An 18,225-nucleotide genomic window follows, 5' to 3' on the forward strand; every position below is an offset into this window, starting at 1 on the left:
GAGATTATTAAAATGACCGACAACAGCATCAACAAAGCCTTCGAAGCCGAGTGCCGCGAGCAGATCGCCCAACAGGGTGACGACCAGAAGCTGACGGGCCTGGCCCGTGATTTCTTCAACGAATCGGCCAAACACAAGTACAGCTACCACTTCTCGTGGATGGGTCGCCCGATCATCCAGTTGCCGCAAGACATGATGGCGATGCAGGAGATCATCTGGCAGGTCAAGCCGGATCTGGTCATCGAGTGCGGCATCGCCCACGGCGGTTCGATCATCTACTACGCCTCGTTGCTGGAGCTGCAAGGCCACGGCGAAGTGCTGGGCATCGACCTCGACATTCGCCCGCACAACCGTGAAGCGATCGAAAGCCACCCGATGGCCAAGCGCATCAAGATGATCGAAGGTTCGAGCATCGACCCGGCCATCGCTGCACAGGTTCAAGCCGCCGCCAAGGGCAAGAAAGTCATTCTGGTCCTCGACTCCAACCACACCCACGATCATGTGCTGGAAGAGCTGCGTTTGTACGCACCGCTGGTGTCGGTCGACAGCTACTGTGTGGTCATGGACACCGTGGTTGAAGACATGCCGGCCGATTTCTTCCCGGACCGTCCATGGGGCCCGGGCGACAACCCGAAAACCGCGGTGTGGAAATACCTGGAAGAGAACCAGGATTTCGAGATCGACCAGCAGCTGCAAAACAAACTGCTGATCACCGTGGCGCCGGACGGCTATCTGCGTCGCGTTCGTTAATCAAAAACAGTTTCAGACTTCAGGCGACTGGCCGGTTGTGGGGATAGGAAAATGCAGGTTCAAAGCAGTACTCAAGCCAATGTGACACCGCTGGACGAGCTGTTCACGGTGGTGGTCATCACCCACAACCGCAGTGCCTTCCTGCGTCGTACCTTGCAGTACTACAGCAGTTACCCGGCCAGGGTGCTGGTGCTGGATTCGTCCGTGCAGTGCGACGACCGCATCGCTGTGGATTTTCCGTCGGTCGACTACCGGCATTTGCCGCAGTACACCTACAAGGGCTTGCAGGACAAATTGACCTGGGGTGTCGCGCAGGTCACGACGCCTTATATGGTGTTCGCTGCCGACGATGACTTCCTGATTCACGACGCGCTGACTGCGTCGGTCGAATTCCTGCACGCCAACACCGATTACGGTGTGTGCCATGGCTACGGGATGATGTACCTGACCCGTGCCAACGAAGTCACCTATTACCGCCGCGACAAGCGCGTGCAGGAAGACTACGACTCGCCAGACGCTGAAACCCGGATCATGGACTTCATGGGGCAGTTTCTGCCGCCGTTCTATGCCGTGACCCGCACTGATCTGCTGCAACAGTGGTACAGCCAGTTACCGCCAGGTACCAGCTTCGAGTGGCAGGAAATCGGTCACTCGTTCTATCTGCTGGCCTGTGCCAAGGCGCGCATTCTTCCGATTCCGTTTGCCGTGCGTGAAGTGAACTATGGCAATTCGGATCACAACACCAACGTGCTGACCGTCCTTGCTTATCAGGACGCGAAAACCGTGGCAGAGCGTGAGCAGTTCGCTGAGTTTCTGGCAACGATCAAGACCCCGCTCAGCGACCAGGATCCGGCCGCGATCAAGCAGATTGCGCTGAACACCTTTGCCCAGATGGCCAATTGTTTGCTCAAGGGTGTTTCGCTGGCGGGCGCACCGATTTTCCGTTCGGCGTGGATTGAATGCGATAAGGAACCGGTACGGTCTTTCGCTCCCGAGCAGTTTGTGGAAATGCCGTTCTACAACAAGCCGATGTTCGATTTACTGACCGAATTCGAATTCCTGCTACACGCCATGCCGGCCGGTCGCGTGCAGTTGCAGGAGCTCGAAGGCGTGCTGCTGCGTCAGCATGAGCTGATGCGCCTGCACCCTAACGACGACGAGCGCACGATTCGCGCACGGCTCTGGGAAGCGCTGACCCTCAACCTGTTCAACCGTGAAGTGGTCAAGCGTCTTGCCGAGTCGTTGCTGGGCAGCGATGAGCATGAAGAAGGGCTGAAGCTGCAAGCGTGGCTGCAGCGTCTGAACTCGGTGCCGGGGCAGGCCGACCGCAAGTTGTTCGAGAACATGCCGAGCGGGCGGCTGCTGCAATGGCTGGAGGCACGCAATCCGCACGCGGCGCAATTGCCGACCATCGCCCGCCATCTGGCCAAGCACAATGGCGGACCGCAGGTAGGCATTCTGTTGCTGGACCTGGACGCCGACATGGTCAAGCTTCAGGCAACGTTCGACAGCCTGGTCGGCGGTCAATACAAGGCTTTCAAAGTGGTGGTGTTCACCACTGGCGAACTGCCGGCCACGACCACCGTGCGCGACACCGTGCACTTCGTCAAAGTCAGCGCCTCCAACTATGTGGAGCGGATCAATCAGGTCATCGCGCAAATGAGCAGCGACTGGCTGTTGCTGGCCGAGGCGGGCGACCAGTTCACCGTCAGCGGCCTGTTGCGGGCCAGCCTGGAACTCATCGGTGCCGAAGGCGTGCGGGCCGTGGCCATGGATGAAATCCATCGCCAGCCGGGCGGCGAACTGACGCACGCGTTCCGCCCGGGCGTGAATCTCGACCTGCTGCAAACCGTGCCGTCGCTGATGGCGCGTCACTGGTTGATCCAGCGTGATGCGCTGGTGCAAGCCAAAGGTTTTGCCAGCGAGTACACCGAAGCGCTGGAACTGGACCTGTTGCTGCGGCTGATCGAAGACGGCGGCCTCGCCGGTCTGGCGCATCTGGCCGAGCCTTTGCTGATCTGCAACGCACCGAAGGCTGAAGAAAATGCCCATGAACGCCAGACCCTGACGCGGCATCTGAGTCAGCGCGGTTACCGTGGTCAGGTCAGTTCGAAGTTGCCGTCAACCTGGCAGATCGACTACCAGCACAGCGAGCGACCGATGGTGTCGATCATCCTGCACAGCCAGGACAATCTCGAACACCTGCAAACAGCACTGGTCAGCCTGTTGCAGCGAACCCGCTACCAGCGCCACGAAATCCTGCTGGTCGACAACCATAGTCAATCGCCGCAATTGCTTGAGTGGCTGGACAGTCTGCAGGGCAAGGGCGATCGCATTCGCGTGTTGCGCAGCGGCGAGCGGCTTAGCGAGTCGGCGTTGTACAACCTCGCCAGTGGCGAAGCCAAAGGTGAGTACCTGGTGCTGTTTTCGGCCGAGGCCGAGGTGGTCAACGCCAACTGGCTCGATGCATTGCTCAATCAGGCTCAGCGTCCGGAAGTCGGTATCGTGGGCGCCAAACTGGTGGACGGCCGTGGTGCCACGACCCAGGGCGGTCTGGTGCTGGGCAGTGATGGTCAGGTCAATGCGGTGTTTATCGGTGAAAGCAAAGACGCTGCCGGTTACCTGTTCGGCAATCAGGTCGAGCAGAGCTATTCGGCGGTGTCCGGCGCCTGCCTGATGATTCGCAAGGCGCTGTTCGACGCCGTGGGTGGCCTGGACGAGGAGCATTTCGACAGCGCCTTCGCCGACATCGACTTGTGCCTGAAAGTCGCGGATGCCGGTTACCTTACCGTGTGGTGCCCGCAGGCACAGATTCAACATCCGGGCCTGTTGCCGCCAGTCACGCAAACCGCCGCCGCGCTGCATGACAAATGGTCGGCACGTTTCGCTCAGGATGCGGCGCGCAACCCGAACCCTTCCCTGACCGGCAAGGGTTTTACCCTCGGCCAGGCCTCCAGCATCGACTGGGCGCAGTTGCTCGCCTAAGCCTGACGATCAGGAAACAGGACTCAAGACATGTTCAACGGTAAATCGATTTTCATCTCCGGCGGCACCGGCTCGTTCGGGCGCAATTTCATCCGCCGCCTGCTGGAGCAATACCAGCCCAAGCGCGTGGTGGTGTTCTCCCGGGATGAACTCAAGCAATACGAAATGCAGCAGACGTTCAACGCGCCGTGCATGCGCTATTTCCTTGGCGATGTGCGCGATGCTGACCGTTTGCGTCAGGCCATGCGCGGCATCGACTACGTCGTGCATGCCGCCGCGCTCAAGCAAGTGCCGGCAGCGGAATACAACCCGACCGAGTGCATTCGCACCAACGTCAACGGCGCGGAAAACATCATCGCCGCAGCCATCGACAATGGCGTGAAGAAAGTCGTTGCGCTGTCCACCGACAAGGCCGCCAGCCCGATCAACCTCTACGGCGCAACCAAGTTACTGTCGGACAAACTGTTCGTCGCCGCCAATAACATTGCCGGCGAACAGCAGACCCGGTTTGCCGTGGTGCGCTACGGCAACGTCGCCGGCTCCCGTGGCTCGGTGGTGCCGTTCTTCAGCAAACTGATCGCCGAGGGCGCTGAAGAGCTGCCGATCACCGACGAACGCATGACACGTTTCTGGATCACCCTCGATCACGGTGTGCAGTTCGTCCTCGACAGCTTTGCACGCATGCACGGCGGTGAAGTGTTTGTGCCGAAGATCCCGTCGATTCGCATCGTCGATCTGGCCCGGGGCATGGCCGAGCACCTGCCACACAAGCACGTCGGCATTCGTCCGGGCGAGAAGCTGCACGAGTTGATGGTGCCGCTGGACGATGCGCGGATGACCCTGGAGTTTGCCGATCACTACACCATCCAGCCGTCGATCCGCTTTACCAGCGTTGACGTCGATTTCGCCGAAGACAAGCTCGGTGAGCGCGGCCGGCCGGTCAGCGAAGACTTCGAATACCGTTCCGACACTAATCCGCATTTCCTCTCGGTGGGGCAGATCGCCGACCTGCACGCGAAGCTCTCGGTATGATTCCGTACGGTCGGCAAAGCCTCGATCAGGCAGATATCGACGCCGTGGTCGAGGTGTTGAAGTCTGACTGGCTCACACAAGGGCCGACCATCGAGCGCTTCGAGCAGGCCATGGCCGAGCGCTGTCAGGCCGATTATGCGGTGGCGGTGTGCAATGCCACGGCGGCGCTGCACATTGCCTGCCTGGCCGCCGGGCTCGGGCCGGGCGATCGCTTGTGGACGACGCCGAATACTTTTCTGGCGTCGGCCAACTGCGGGCGTTATTGCGGCGCCGACGTGGATTTTGTCGATATCGACCCGCTGACCTGGAACCTCGATGCTGAAGTCCTGGCCGGTAAGCTCGACGCTGCCAAGCGCGATGGCGTGCTGCCCAAAGTGCTTGTGGCGGTGGCGTTTTCCGGGCAGAGCTGCGATATGCGCAGAATTGCCCAACTGGCCGAGCGCTACAACTTCACGGTGATCGAAGACGCCTCTCATGCCGTCGGTGCGTCCTACGCGGGGCGGCCGGTCGGGTGCGGCGAATTCGCCGCGATGACCGTGTTCAGCTTCCACCCGGTGAAGATCATCACCAGTGCCGAGGGCGGCATGGTCTTGACCAATCGCCCAGAACTGGCCGAGCGCTTGCAACGCCTGCGCAGCCATGGCATGACCCGCGATCCGCAGCAGATGACTGAAGCCAGCCACGGCCCGTGGTATTACCAGCAAGTGGAATTGGGCTTCAATTATCGGATCACCGACTTGCAAGCCGCGCTCGGGTTGTCGCAACTGAGCAAACTGGACGGTTTCATCGCCCGTCGACGCGAGCTGGCCGCACGTTACGCGAATTTGCTGACATATTTGCCTGTGACCTTGCCGAGCGCCCAACCGCTCGCTGAATCCGCCTGGCATCTGTATGTGATCCGCTTGCAGACCGATCGGATCAATCTCAGCCACCGCCAGGTCTTCGAAGGCTTGCGCGCGGCCGGAGTCGGGGTGAATCTGCACTATATTCCACTGCATTTGCAGCCGTACTATCGCGACCTGGGTTTTGCCGAGGGAAACTTCCCCGAAGCGGAGCGCTATTACGCCGAAGCGATCAGCCTGCCGCTGTTTCCTTTGCTGAGCGATCAGCAGCAGGATTATGTGGTCGAGCAATTGCGACGGTTGACTGAGTGAACACCGCTGTGGCGGTGGATGGGAAATGGCAATGCGCAATCTGAGTGAACAGGAACAATTCTGGCAGGGTGACTTCGGCAACGAGTACGTTGCGCGCAACGTCGGACAATCGCTGGTGGCGGCCAATCTGGCGTTGTTTGCCAAGGCGCTGGCGAGAACGGGGCGGATCGACAGCCTGTTGGAACTCGGTACCAATGTCGGGAACAACTTGCAGGCGCTGCATCAACTGTTGCCGCAATGCGAGTTGTCCGGCGTCGAGATCAACGCCAATGCCTGTGCACAGGCCAAAGCACTGGACATCGCAAAGATCTGGCACGGTTCGCTGTTCGACTTTCCCTGCGAACGCTCCTACGATCTGACGCTGAGCAAAGGCGTGTTGATTCATCTTGCCCCGGAACTGTTGCCGAAGGCCTACGCGCAGCTGTACGAGCTCAGCCAGCGCTATATCCTGATCGCGGAGTACTACAATCCGGCGCCGGTGGAAGTGTCCTATCGCGGCAACAGCGGCAAACTGTTCAAACGCGATTTCGCCGGTGAAATGCTCGATCGCTACGCTGATCTGCACCTGCTGGATTACGGCTTTGTGTATCACCGTGACCCACAATTTCCTGCTGACGACGTCACCTGGTTCCTTCTGGAAAAACGCCCTTGAGCAACGTTGCAATCATCCCGGCCCGCGGGGGCAGCAAACGCATCCCGCGCAAGAATCTTGCGCCGTTCGATGGCGTGCCGATGATTGTCCGTTCGATTCGCACGGTGCTGGACTCGGGGTTGTTCGACGAGGTTGTGGTCAGTACTGACGACGAAGAAATCGCCGAGCTCGCGCGGGTTCATGGCGCCACGGTGCCATTTTTGCGTCCTGCGCATCTGGCCGATGATTTCACCGGCACGGCAGCGGTGATCGTGCATGCCTTGCAGCAACTGCCAGCGTTTGATTACGCCTGTTGCGTCTATGCCACGGCCCCGTTGTTGCAGGCGCGGTTTCTGCGTGAGGGCTTCGAATTGCTGGAGCAGCAGTGCGACAAGTCCTTCGCGTTTTCTGTTTGCAGCTTTGGTTTTCCCGTGCAGCGCGCGTTGACGCTGGACGGGCAGGGGGCGCTGACGGCGTTGTATCCGGAGTTTCGTAATACCCGCTCGCAGGATCTGCCTGAAGCATTCCAGGATGCCGGTCAGTTCTACTGGGGCCGACGCGAGGCATGGATGCGCGGTGAGGTCTTGTATTCGCCTGCCAGTCTGCCGGTAATCCTGCCTCGGCATCTGGTGCAGGACATCGACACCGTCGAAGACTGGAAACGCGCCGAATACCTGTACGCCGCGCTCAAGGCTGGCGGGGAAGTGCAATGAGAGTGCTGATCCGTGCGGACGCGTCGCCGACCATCGGCAGCGGTCACATTGCCCGTTGCCTGACGCTGGCCCGGGTGTTGCGCAAGCAGGGCAGTCACGTCGCATTTGCCTGTCGGCGCTTGCCGGGGCATCGGCTTGATGCGTTGCAGGAAGAAGGTTTCGAGACGTTCGCATTACCCGAACGCTATGCCGAAGAAGATCCACAGCAGGCCATCGAATCGATGCTGCCGTGGCAAGCGGACATTGATGCACTGGATGTATTGCTCGACGGCCATGAAGGGTTCGACTGGATCATTGCCGACCACTATGGCCTCGATCATCACTGGCAAACGGCGGCCCGGCGTTGGGCGTCACGGATTGCAGCAGTGGATGATCTGGCCACTCGGCGCTATAGCGTTGACCTGCTGCTTAATCAGAATCTCTCCGGCCTGAGCGAGCATTACGCGCCGCTGTTGCCTGACGGTTGTCGCACATTGCTTGGTCCGCGTTTTGCCATGCTGCGCGAGGAGTTCATTTGCCCGGCCATCGAGATCAAGTCCAAGGCTCGGCGGGTATTGGTGAATTTCGGCGGCTTCGACGCGGCGATGCAGACTCATCACGCGATGCTGGCGCTGGCGGATTTTCCCGAGCTTGAAGTGGATTTCGTTGCCGGCGCCGACAACCCGGCATGGGCACAGATGCAGGCCCTGGCCGAGACACGGCCGAATTGGCGATTGCACAGTTTTGTCAGCGATTTCCATCAACGCATGACCGAGGCCGATTTGTTTGTCGGCGCCGGCGGTGGCACCAGTTGGGAGCGCGCGGCACTGGGGCTGCCAACGATCTGCATAGCTGTGTCGAATAATCAGTATGCCAACGGCGAAGTCATGGCGGCGGCTGGCGCGCATGTGTTCTTGGGTGCCCGCGAGCAGGTCAGCGTCGAGCAATTGCGCCAAGCCATCGGCTTGGTCGTCGACAATGTTTATCTGCGTCAAAGCCTGGCCGAGCGTTCGCGGCAATTGGTCGACGGGCGCGGCGCGCTGCGGGTCGCGGTGGCGTTGGCGGGCGCGGTGCTCAAGGTGCGCCCGGCCACGCTGGACGACGCGCAGTTGTTGTTTGACGGACGCAATGCCGAGGCGGTACGCCGCTGGTCACTGGACGCTGGCGTTATCGACTGGAAGCAACATCTGGACTGGCTGACTGCGAGCTTGCGTAACCCTCAGCGGCTGCTGTTGGTCGCTGAAGGCGATGACGGCCCGGTCGGCGTTCTGCGCTATGACTTGCGTGGTTTTGACGCGGAGGTCTCGCTGTATTTGCTGCAAGGGCGTTTTGGTCTCGGCTGGGGCGGTGCACTGTTGGCGCGGGGCGAAGCGTTCGCCTCTGCACATTGGCCGCAGATGAGCGCGATCACCGCTCAAGTGTTGCCGGCCAACCAGGCCTCACTGAATGTTTTTCGCGACGCCGGGTTCACTCAAAGTGCCTGCGCGTTCACCCGTGTTTTGAAGGATCACCGCACATGAGCAGTTTCAAGATTGGCAATCGCCTGATCGGCGCCGACGCGCCGCCGTTCATCATTGCCGAGATGAGCGGCAACCATAACCAGTCGCTGGACGTTGCTCTGCAAATCGTCGAGGCCGCCGCCAAGGCCGGGGCGCATGCGCTGAAACTGCAAACCTACACCGCCGAGACCATGACCCTGGATCTGGCCGAGGGCGAGTTCTTCATCAAGGACCCGGGCAGCCTGTGGGCGGGCACTTCGCTCTACGATTTGTATGAAAAGGCCCATACGCCGTGGGGGTGGCATGCGCCGATCTTTGCCCGCGCGAAAGAACTGGGGATGCTCGCGTTCTCGACGCCGTTCGATGACACCGCCGTGGATTTTCTCGAAAGCCTCGATGTGCCGGCCTACAAGATTGCCAGTTTCGAAAATACCGATCTGCCGTTGATTCGTCGTGTCGCCGCCACTGGCAAGCCGCTGATTATTTCTACCGGCATGGCCAGCATCGCAGAGCTCGATGAAACCGTGCGCGCCGCCCGCGAAGCCGGCTGCAAGGATCTGGTGTTGCTCAAGTGCACCAGCACTTATCCGGCGACACCGCTTAACAGCAACGTGCGCACGATCCCGCATCTGCGTGAGCTGTTTGGATGCGAGGTCGGGCTGTCTGACCACTCGATGGGCGTCGGCGTGTCGGTGGCGGCCGTGGCGCTCGGTGCAACGGTGGTGGAAAAACACTTCACCCTCGACCGTTCGGCAGGTGGGGTGGATGCCAGTTTCTCGCTGGAACCTGCGGAAATGGCCAGTCTGGTGCTCGAGACCGAGCGTGCCTGGCAGGCCATGGGCCAGGTGCAATACGGTCCCACCGAGGCCGAGCGCAAGTCGCTGGTCTACCGCCGCTCGCTGTACGTCACCACCGACATGGTCGCCGGTGAGGCCTTCACCGCTGCCAATGTGCGCGCCATTCGCCCCGGTCTCGGTCTGCCGCCCAAGCACACCGAGGCGGTTCTTGGTCGTTGCGCTCGCACGGCCATCAAGCGCGGTACGCCGCTGGATTGGTCGTTGGTCGAATAACCCGATCTGCAACCGATTCGGCAAAATAGCGTGACCTGCGAGTCATAACGCGCATCTTCACTGTATTGTATTGATCGGGGAGATGGCGCCTGGCCCTTTATCGGTTCCAGTGATAGCCCTTTGCGCTCCCCGTGGCTGCCCGTCGTGGCGGCCGTTTTCTGTTTGTCGGCGCCCCTCGAATCCTTGCGAGCGGTGGTTTTGGGCTGTTTTTTATTGGGAAGCCGTAATGATTGGCATAAAAAGCATTGCGAGCTACGTTCCTGTAGCCGGCGTGGACAATTACGCACAAGGTGCAAAATTCGAGAAGGATGAAGAATTCATCCTTGGCAAGATCGGCTCGGCATTCCTGCCGCGCAAAGACGCTGAACAAGAAACCTCTGATCTGTGCGTGGAAGCGGCCAATGCGCTGTTTGCCAGCAATCCTGAGCTGAAACGTGAGTCGATCGACGCGCTGATCGTCGTCACTCAGAACGGTGACGAAGAAGGCTTGCCGCACACCGCTGCGATCGTGCAGGACAAACTCGGTCTGCCGACCAATGTCGCGGCGTTCGATATTTCCTTGGGCTGCTCCGGTTACGTCTACGGCATCTATGCGATCAAGGGCTTCATGGAAGCCGCAGGCCTGAAGAACGGCTTGCTGATCACCGCTGACCCTTATTCGAAGATCGTCGACCCGGAAGATCGCAACACCACCATGCTGTTCGGCGATGCCGCCACCGCCACCTGGATGGGCGAAGATCCGACCTGGGCGTTGGGTAAAGCCAAGTTCGGTACTGACGGCTCCGGCGCTCCGCACCTTAAGGTCAGCAATGGTGTGTTCTTCATGAACGGTCGTCAGGTGTTCAACTTCGCGCTGCTCAAAGTCCCGGCGCACTTGCACGAGTTGCTCGACGATTCCGGCCTCAAGGCCGACGACATTGATGCGTTCTGCATCCACCAGGGCAGTGCGGCGATTGTCGATGCCGTGGCGCGGCGTTTCGAAGGCGAGCCAGAGAAGTTCATCAAGGACATGGTCGAGACCGGTAATACCGTGTCGTCGAGTGTTCCGTTGCTGCTGGAAAAACACGTGCTCGATTCTGACTGGAGTCGCGTTGCGATCAGCGGTTTCGGTGTCGGTTTGTCTTGGGGTTCGGCGATCATCTATCGTCCCTGAGTCACCTGTTTTTCTATAAAACGCGGCACAAAAAAGCGCTCAAGGTGTAACCTTGAGCGCTATTTTTTTGCCCGGATGTCAGGCGAGGCGCCATGAGCGAGTTTTTTCAATCCAATACCCAGATCATCGAAAAGCGCTGGCCTGCGGTGGCTGCGCGTCTGCTGAGCGAAGACCCGAGCTCGTTGCAGGCCGATCTGGTGGAAGGACTGGGCTCGACCTTGAGCGTCAATGGCATTCAGTTGACCAGTCGGCATGATCGTATGCGTGAAGCGCAGGTACAGGCCGCAAGCCTGGCAGCCGACAGCCCGGTGTTACACGTCTACGGTGCCGGTTTGGGCGATCTGCAACACGAGTTGCTGCTACGTCCGGCACTCGCGCAATTGCACGTGCACATCCTCAATGGCGCCGTGTTTTCGCTGGTGCTGCAACTGCTTGATCAAACACCGTGGCTCGGCGATTCACGCGTCCAGTTGCACTACGCCGGTGATCGCGAGGAAATCTGCCTGCCTTTCTTTGCCTTGCCGTCCGAGCTGGTGCTGGCAGACGACTACAACGCGAAAATCCGCGACCGACTGATCAGCGAGACGCACCTTACGTTCAATAATCGCGAGTTTGATCCGCACGCTGCGCACATTGTCGAACGCTTGCATGCCAGTCAGACGCTGATGCAGGTCGATGCGGATGTCGCCGAGCTGTTCGGCACGTGCGCGGGCATGCCGGTGTTTGTGATTGCGACAGGGCCGAGCCTGGAAATGCACTTCCAGCGATTGCGGACGATCCGCGAGCAGCAGGCACGGCCGCTGTTTATCTGTGTCGACACCGCGTATAGACCGTTGCTTGAACAGGGGATTCGCCCCGACATCGTGGTTACGATCGATCAGCGCATTGCCGAGCGCCACTTGCCGCCGGCCGGCACGAGCGCCATTCGTCTGGTGTATATGCCCATGGTCGATCCGTCAGTGTTGAGTGCCTGGCAAGGCCCGCGCTATGTAGCCTATTCACCTAGCCCGATCTATCAGGCATTGCGCCAGCAATTCCCCAGAGGTGAATTGCATGGGGGCGGCAGTGTGATCCATCCGGCAGTGGATCTGGCGGTGAAAATGGGTGCCGGGGAAATCACCCTGTTCGGTGCCGACTTTGCCTTCCCGGGCGACAAGACCCATGCCGGCTGGAATGACGGTGAACTGGGGCCACAACTCGGTGCGGCGAAACACTGGGTGCTCGATGGCCACGGCCAACGCATCAAGACTCAACTCAACTTCCGTAGCTATCTGTGCGAACTGGAGCGCTTTATCGCCGGGCATCCCCAGGTGCGCTTTTACAACAGCAGTCGGGCCGGGGCGATCATTGCCGGGACCGCCTTTCATCCGGAGTTGGCGCTATGAGTGCAATGTTTGTCGAGCAGGCACAGCAGTGTGCGACGTTGTTCCGGCTGGGGCGTGACGTTGAGGCAGGGTTGGCGATGATTGATCTGGCCGCTGCGCTGCAACCATCCTTCGATCAAGCGGATGCGGATAATCAACACCAATGGCTGCAGGTTCTCAGTCTGATGCTGGAGTGTCAGGAGGTGCAAAACTGGCTGGCACTGGCGGACTACCTCGAATACGAATTGACTCAACTGATCACGGACAGTCTGTCCGTTTAGACAATTTCTCCCCACTCGTCGGTTCTGGCTCCCGATCTTGAGCTTCCGGCGTATTCCTGACGCCATTTTTTCGTTTGTCGACGGCCGCCAAGTCCTTGATTTACGAGGGGTGGCCGTCTGATGGCAATTTTTTTCGAAAATCCCCTAAAGCAAGTTCCAATCCCGACGATAACTATTACGAAGGTTCTCTAGGCCATACCCGGCGGTTGCCAGGGCCGGAAGCCGCAGTACCCAACCAACGAGGAATTCGTCATGGCTTTAACAGTAAACACTAACGTCACATCGTTGAACGTTCAGAAAAACCTGAACCGTGCTTCCGACGCTCTGTCCACTTCGATGACTCGCCTGTCTTCCGGCCTGAAAATCAACAGCGCTAAAGACGACGCCGCCGGCCTGCAAATCGCTACCCGTATGACTTCGCAGATCCGTGGTCAGACCATGGCGATCAAAAACGCCAACGACGGTATCTCGATCGCTCAGACCGCTGAAGGCGCGATGCAAGAATCGACCAACATTCTGCAGCGTATGCGTGAACTGGCTGTTCAAGCACGAAACGACTCGAACGGCACCGACGACCGTGCTGCTCTGAACAAAGAATTCGCGACCATGTCGGACGAGCTGACTCGTATCGCCAAGTCGACCAACCTGAACGGCAAAAACCTGATCGACGGTACTGCTGGCACCATGACCTTCCAGGTTGGTTCCAACACTGGCGCTACCAACCAGATCACCATCACTCTGAACAGCGGCTTCGACGCTGCAACTCTGAGCGTTGGTTCGGCTACTATCGCTGTTACCGGTACCGACAGCACCACTGCTGAAGCAAGCACCAAAGCTGCAATCGACGCGATCGACAAAGCTCTGAAAACCATCAACACCAGCCGTGCGGACCTCGGTGCTGCTCAGAACCGTCTGACCAGCACTATCTCCAACCTGCAAAACATCAACGAAAACGCCAGTGCTGCACTGGGTCGCGTACAAGATACCGACTTCGCTGCTGAAACTGCACAGCTGACCAAGCAACAAACTCTGCAACAAGCTTCGACCGCAGTTCTGGCTCAGGCCAACCAACTGCCATCCGCTGTACTGAAACTGCTTCAGTAATAGCTGATGAGTTTTGGCGGGGGAGTGCGCTTGTCGCGCTCTCTCGCTTTTTACTTTTTTAAGAGGTGATGGACATGGATATGAGCGCCAAGCTGAACTTGTCTTATCCTGCGGCCAAGCAGGCGACGACTGTTGCCGACAAGCCTGCGGAGAAGCCTCGCCCGGTGGTTGCTCCAGTAGCTGCCGTCAAGGAAGAAAGTAAAAACGAGCAGACCGATCAAGACAAGCTGAAGATGGCCGTTCAGGAAATCGAAAAGTTTGTGCAGTCGGTCAAGCGTAACCTGGAGTTCTCGATAGATGAGCCTTCAGGCAAAGTTGTAGTCAAAGTGATTGCCAGTGAATCCGGTGAGGTGATCCGTCAGATCCCTAACGAAGAGGTTCTGAAGCTGGCGAACAGTTTGAATGATGCAAGCAGCCTGTTGTTCAGCGCAAAAGTCTGACAACTGGCACGAATTTTGTTGCTATGTTCTTTTGGGCGTTGTAGTGGTCAAAAGGCCGGCGACACACTGAAGGGAGTTCCACATGGCAAGTCCAATTCTACCGGGCACGGGTTTAGGCTCCGGCCTTGATACCGGTGCTATCGTCAAAGCTCTGGTAAACGCTGACAAAGCGGCCAAGCAAGGTCAGATCGACCGTGGGACTGCGACCAACACCGCAAGCATTTCCGGTATTGGTACCTTGAAGTCGCTGATGACGGCTTTCACCCAGACCTTGACGGATCTGGGCAGTCTCTCCAATCCGCAGTTTCCGGGTTTTGCTGCAACCTCTTCTGATCCAAAGATCCTCGGCGCCACTGCCGGCAACACGGCGGTCAATGGTAACTACGTTGTGACCGTCGGCAAGCTGGCCACCTCCTCGAAGGTCGCCAGTGCCGCTTTTGCAGGTGGTAACACCAGTCCGATTACGGCTGGCACGCTGACCATCAAGCAGGGTACTGGCACATACAACCTCGACATCAAGGCTGGGGCGACACTGCAATCGGTGCGCGACTCGATCAACGGTGACGACAAGCTCAAGAGCGCAGGCATCAGTGCCAACATCGTCACTGACTCCTTTGGTTCGCGTCTGGTACTGGGTTCTACTACCACGGGTGCGGGTTCCGACATTTCCGTCAGCGGCATTTCCGAGCTGGCCATCAATGGTGGCACGGTAATCGGTACCAGCGGTTCGCCGATGACGGCGACGTCCGCCGGTTCCATTGGTGCTCTGGCGATCGATGCCGAATTCACCATCGACGGCATGGCCCTGACCAGCAAGAGCAATACCGTCGACAAGGCTGTTTCCGGCCTGACCTTGAATCTGGTAGCGACCGGTACCTCCACTGTCACCGTCGCCAGCAATAACGATGGCTTGAAGGCTTCCATTCAGAAGTTCGTCGATGCCTACAATGCTCTGGCCAACGGCATTACTGCGCTGACCAAGCCTTCCCTGGACGATGATGGCAAGCCGACCGTTGCGGCGGCTCTGACTGGCGACGCCTTGCCGCGTTCGATCCTGTCGGCCATCCGTGAGCCGCTGTCGCAAACCGGTTCGGGCGACAAGCTGACCGTTCTGGCGCAACTGGGCATTACCACCGATCAGAAAACCGGTGCGCTCACTTTTGACAGCACCAAGTTCACCGCTGCCATGAATGACAAGAAGCTGGGTGGCGAAGTCCAGAAGATGTTCGTTGGCGAGTTGGGTTCTGACAACGGTCTGCTCAAGCGCATGCAAAAAGCGATTACGCCGTTCTCCACTACTGGTGGGATTCTGGATCAGCGCACCACCAGTCTGAACAAGACCAAGACCAAACTGACCAATGATCAGGCTGCGCTCGATCGTCGTATCGAAACCCTGACCGCTGTACTGACCAAAAAGTACAACGACATGGACACCCTTGTCGGCAAGCTGAAGGCCACCGCCAGCAACATCACGTCGATGTTCGAGGCGTTGACCGCTCAACAGAAAGGCTAAGGCCTGAAACGCCAAAAGCCCGGCAGCGTTTTTCTACGCTCCGGGCTTTTTGCATTTGAATCTAAAGTTTTTTGACGTGTCGTCGATACCCTTGATATGCGTACCATAGAAATTTTGATGAGGTAGAACATGAATCCGATGTTAGCCCTTCGCCAATACCAGAAGATTGGCGCTCAGGCCCAGACTTCCGAAGCCAGCCCACACCGCCTGGTGCAGATGCTGATGGAGGGCGGTCTTGATCGTATCGCTCAGGCCAAAGGCGCCATGGAGCGCAAGGACATCCCGAACAAGGGCATCCTGATCGGCAAAGCCATCGGCATCATCGGTGGTCTGCTTGAAGGGCTTGATCTGGAGAATCGGTCGGAACAGGTTGGCGAATTGGCTAATCTCTACGAATACATGATGAAGCGTCTGACCGAAGCCAACGCCAAGACCGATCCAAAGATCCTCGACGAAGTCGCTGACCTGCTGCGTACGGTCAAGGACGGCTGGGATGCCATCGGCACGCCGGCTCCACAGTTTTAAGGAGATCACCATGAGTCTTGTATTGCAGCGAATCGAAGAAACCCGCGAGGCTCTGGTCGGTGCTCTGGCCGAGCGCAACTGGGAAGCCATCAGCGAGCTGGACATGGCTTGCCGTTCCTGCATGGAAGACGTCTTGAGTGAAGCTTCGGTGGACGAGGCCGCGTTGCGCGACAACCTTGAGGAGTTGCTCGGGGTTTACAAGCGGTTGCTGGATGCAGCGACCGGTGAGCGGCAGGCGATAGTCGATGAGATGTCGCAGATCACCCAAGCGCAGAACGCGGCAAAGGTTTACCATCTGTTTGGTTAATTAACCCCCAGTTAATCCAGACATGTGCGCCATAAATTTGACTGTGCACGGTTTTTTGACTTAACTAGTGGCTGTTTTCAGATTTCAGGCGTCTACAGGCACATGGTGTCCTGCAAGCGTCTCGCTTGCCCCATTTTTCGGGCATTGAGTTGACTAGGGAAGTTGCTATTGCATGTGGCGTGAAACCAAAATTCTGCTGATTGATGACGATAGCGTCCGCCGCCGCGACCTGGCGGTGATCTTGAATTTTCTTGGCGAAGAAAATTTGCCCTGCGGCAGCCATGACTGGCAGCAGGCTGTCGGCTCTTTGTCATCAAGTCGTGAAGTCATTTGCGTACTGATCGGGACGGTGAATGCTCCTGGTGCGCTTTTGGGCTTGTTAAAGACACTCTCGACATGGGATGAGTTCCTTCCGGTTTTGTTAATGGGTGATAATTCTTCCGTTGACCTGCCTGAAGACCAGCGTCGCCGCGTGCTGTCGACCCTCGAAATGCCGCCCAGCTACAGCAAGTTGCTCGACTCCCTGCACCGCGCCCAGGTCTATCGCGAAATGTACGACCAGGCCCGCGAGCGCGGCCGGCATCGCGAACCCAATCTGTTCCGCAGCCTCGTCGGCACCAGCCGGGCGATTCAACACGTCCGGCAGATGATGCAGCAAGTGGCTGACACCGACGCCAGCGTGCTGATCCTGGGCGAGTCCGGTACCGGCAAGGAAGTGGTCGCGCGCAACCTGCATTACCATTCCAAGCGCCGCGACGCGCCGTTCGTCCCGGTCAACTGCGGGGCGATCCCGGCAGAGCTGCTGGAAAGCGAACTGTTCGGTCATGAGAAGGGCGCCTTCACCGGCGCGATCACCAGCCGTGCGGGGCGTTTCGAGCTGGCCAACGGCGGTACGCTGTTCCTCGACGAAATCGGCGACATGCCGTTGCCGATGCAGGTCAAGCTGCTGCGCGTGCTGCAGGAGCGTACCTTCGAGCGCGTGGGCAGCAACAAGACCCAGAGTGTCGACGTGCGCATCATCGCGGCGACCCACAAGAATCTCGAAAGCATGATCGAGATCGGCACCTTCCGCGAAGACCTCTACTATCGCCTCAACGTGTTCCCGATCGAGATGGCGCCGCTGCGTGAGCGCGTCGAAGACATCCCGTTGCTGATGAACGAACTGATCTCGCGCATGGAGCACGAGAAGCGCGGTTCGATCCGCTTCAACTCGGCGGCGATCATGTCGCTGTGCCGTCACGGCTGGCCGGGCAACGTCCGCGAACTGGCCAACCTGGTCGAGCGCATGGCGATCATGCATCCCTACGGGGTGATCGGCGTGGTCGAGTTGCCGAAGAAATTCCGCTACGTCGATGACGAAGACGAGCAGATGGTCGACAGCCTGCGCAGCGATCTCGAAGAGCGCGTGGCCATCAACGGCCATACCCCGGACTTCACCGCCAATGCCATGTTGCCGCCGGAAGGCCTGGACCTGAAGGACTACCTCGGTGGTCTGGAACAGGGCCTGATCCAGCAGGCGCTGGACGATGCCAACGGCATTGTGGCGCGTGCGGCCGAACGCCTGCGCATTCGTCGTACCACGCTGGTGGAAAAGATGCGCAAGTACGGCATGAGCCGGCGGGAAGGCGATGAACAGGCAGATGATTGACGCCTGTTTTTCAAGCACCTCATTTATAAGCAGTTTTTTTTAGGCACGGGTATTGCTACATCCCTCGCAACGTTCCG

General features: G+C 58.8%; 17 protein-coding genes. All 17 read left to right on the plus strand.

What is annotated here, in order from left to right:
- Positions 1-12 precede the first annotated feature (12 nt).
- The 17 genes from PseuLF5_RS09615 to PseuLF5_RS09695 all read left to right on the plus strand — a co-directional run bounded on the left by PseuLF5_RS09615 (position 13) and on the right by PseuLF5_RS09695 (position 18,148).
- Positions 13-750 (plus strand): cephalosporin hydroxylase family protein, encoded by a 738-nt coding sequence (locus PseuLF5_RS09615; RefSeq protein ID WP_047292500.1) that lies wholly within the window; start codon positions 13-15, stop codon positions 748-750.
- Positions 751-801: 51 nt separating this feature from the next.
- Positions 802-3,735, plus strand: coding sequence for a TIGR00180 family glycosyltransferase (locus PseuLF5_RS09620; protein WP_340133402.1), 2,934 nt, complete (start codon positions 802-804; stop codon positions 3,733-3,735).
- Between the two features lie 30 nt (positions 3,736-3,765).
- On the plus strand, positions 3,766-4,767 hold the full coding sequence (pseB, locus tag PseuLF5_RS09625) for a UDP-N-acetylglucosamine 4,6-dehydratase (inverting) (RefSeq protein WP_123465717.1): 1,002 nt from the start codon (positions 3,766-3,768) through the stop codon (positions 4,765-4,767).
- Complete coding sequence (pseC, locus tag PseuLF5_RS09630; RefSeq protein ID WP_340133403.1) at positions 4,764-5,921, plus strand: UDP-4-amino-4,6-dideoxy-N-acetyl-beta-L-altrosamine transaminase; 1,158 nt, start codon at positions 4,764-4,766, stop codon at positions 5,919-5,921. The genes pseB and pseC overlap by 4 nt, the downstream gene beginning before the upstream one ends.
- A gap of 31 nt (positions 5,922-5,952) precedes the next feature.
- Positions 5,953-6,573 carry a pseudaminic acid biosynthesis-associated methylase gene (locus PseuLF5_RS09635; protein WP_123465721.1) on the plus strand — a complete coding sequence of 207 codons (621 nt, stop codon included), beginning with the start codon at positions 5,953-5,955 and terminating at the stop codon, positions 6,571-6,573.
- Positions 6,570-7,265, plus strand: a complete 696-nt coding sequence (gene pseF / locus PseuLF5_RS09640; RefSeq protein WP_123465723.1) for a pseudaminic acid cytidylyltransferase — start codon at positions 6,570-6,572, stop codon at positions 7,263-7,265. The genes PseuLF5_RS09635 and pseF overlap by 4 nt, the downstream gene beginning before the upstream one ends.
- Complete coding sequence (gene pseG, locus PseuLF5_RS09645; protein ID WP_340133404.1) at positions 7,262-8,764, plus strand: UDP-2,4-diacetamido-2,4,6-trideoxy-beta-L-altropyranose hydrolase; 1,503 nt, start codon at positions 7,262-7,264, stop codon at positions 8,762-8,764. The genes pseF and pseG overlap by 4 nt, the downstream gene beginning before the upstream one ends.
- Positions 8,761-9,813: a pseudaminic acid synthase gene (gene pseI, locus PseuLF5_RS09650; protein ID WP_123465727.1), complete on the plus strand. Its 1,053-nt coding sequence runs from the start codon at positions 8,761-8,763 to the stop codon at positions 9,811-9,813. Before pseG ends, pseI begins: the two co-directional genes overlap by 4 nt.
- Before the next feature lie 226 nt (positions 9,814-10,039).
- On the plus strand, positions 10,040-10,966 hold the full coding sequence (locus PseuLF5_RS09655) for a ketoacyl-ACP synthase III (RefSeq protein WP_123465729.1): 927 nt from the start codon (positions 10,040-10,042) through the stop codon (positions 10,964-10,966).
- 92 nt (positions 10,967-11,058) lie between these two features.
- Positions 11,059-12,351, plus strand: a complete 1,293-nt coding sequence (locus PseuLF5_RS09660; RefSeq protein WP_340133405.1) for a motility associated factor glycosyltransferase family protein — start codon at positions 11,059-11,061, stop codon at positions 12,349-12,351.
- Positions 12,348-12,611 carry a hypothetical protein gene (locus PseuLF5_RS09665; protein WP_340133406.1) on the plus strand — a complete coding sequence of 88 codons (264 nt, stop codon included), beginning with the start codon at positions 12,348-12,350 and terminating at the stop codon, positions 12,609-12,611. Before PseuLF5_RS09660 ends, PseuLF5_RS09665 begins: the two co-directional genes overlap by 4 nt.
- Positions 12,612-12,863: 252 nt before the next feature.
- Positions 12,864-13,715 (plus strand): flagellin domain-containing protein, encoded by an 852-nt coding sequence (locus tag PseuLF5_RS09670; protein WP_123465735.1) that lies wholly within the window; start codon positions 12,864-12,866, stop codon positions 13,713-13,715.
- 74 nt (positions 13,716-13,789) lie between these two features.
- Positions 13,790-14,155 (plus strand): flagellar protein FlaG, encoded by a 366-nt coding sequence (locus PseuLF5_RS09675; RefSeq protein ID WP_123465737.1) that lies wholly within the window; start codon positions 13,790-13,792, stop codon positions 14,153-14,155.
- An 82-nt stretch (positions 14,156-14,237) separates the two neighbouring features.
- Positions 14,238-15,668: a flagellar filament capping protein FliD gene (gene fliD, locus PseuLF5_RS09680; RefSeq protein WP_123465739.1), complete on the plus strand. Its 1,431-nt coding sequence runs from the start codon at positions 14,238-14,240 to the stop codon at positions 15,666-15,668.
- Between the two features lie 129 nt (positions 15,669-15,797).
- Positions 15,798-16,193 (plus strand): flagellar export chaperone FliS, encoded by a 396-nt coding sequence (gene fliS, locus PseuLF5_RS09685; protein ID WP_123465741.1) that lies wholly within the window; start codon positions 15,798-15,800, stop codon positions 16,191-16,193.
- A 10-nt stretch (positions 16,194-16,203) separates the two neighbouring features.
- On the plus strand, positions 16,204-16,500 hold the full coding sequence (locus tag PseuLF5_RS09690; RefSeq protein WP_123465743.1) for a flagellar protein FliT: 297 nt from the start codon (positions 16,204-16,206) through the stop codon (positions 16,498-16,500).
- Between the two features lie 172 nt (positions 16,501-16,672).
- A complete protein-coding gene (locus PseuLF5_RS09695; protein ID WP_003222863.1) occupies positions 16,673-18,148 on the plus strand; it encodes a sigma-54 dependent transcriptional regulator in 1,476 nt (491 codons plus the stop codon).
- Positions 18,149-18,225: the final 77 nt, after the last annotated feature.

Origin of the sequence: Pseudomonas sp. LF-5, assembly GCF_037626295.1 — a bacterium.
In the GTDB taxonomy this organism is placed as follows: domain Bacteria; phylum Pseudomonadota; class Gammaproteobacteria; order Pseudomonadales; family Pseudomonadaceae; genus Aquipseudomonas; species Aquipseudomonas monsensis.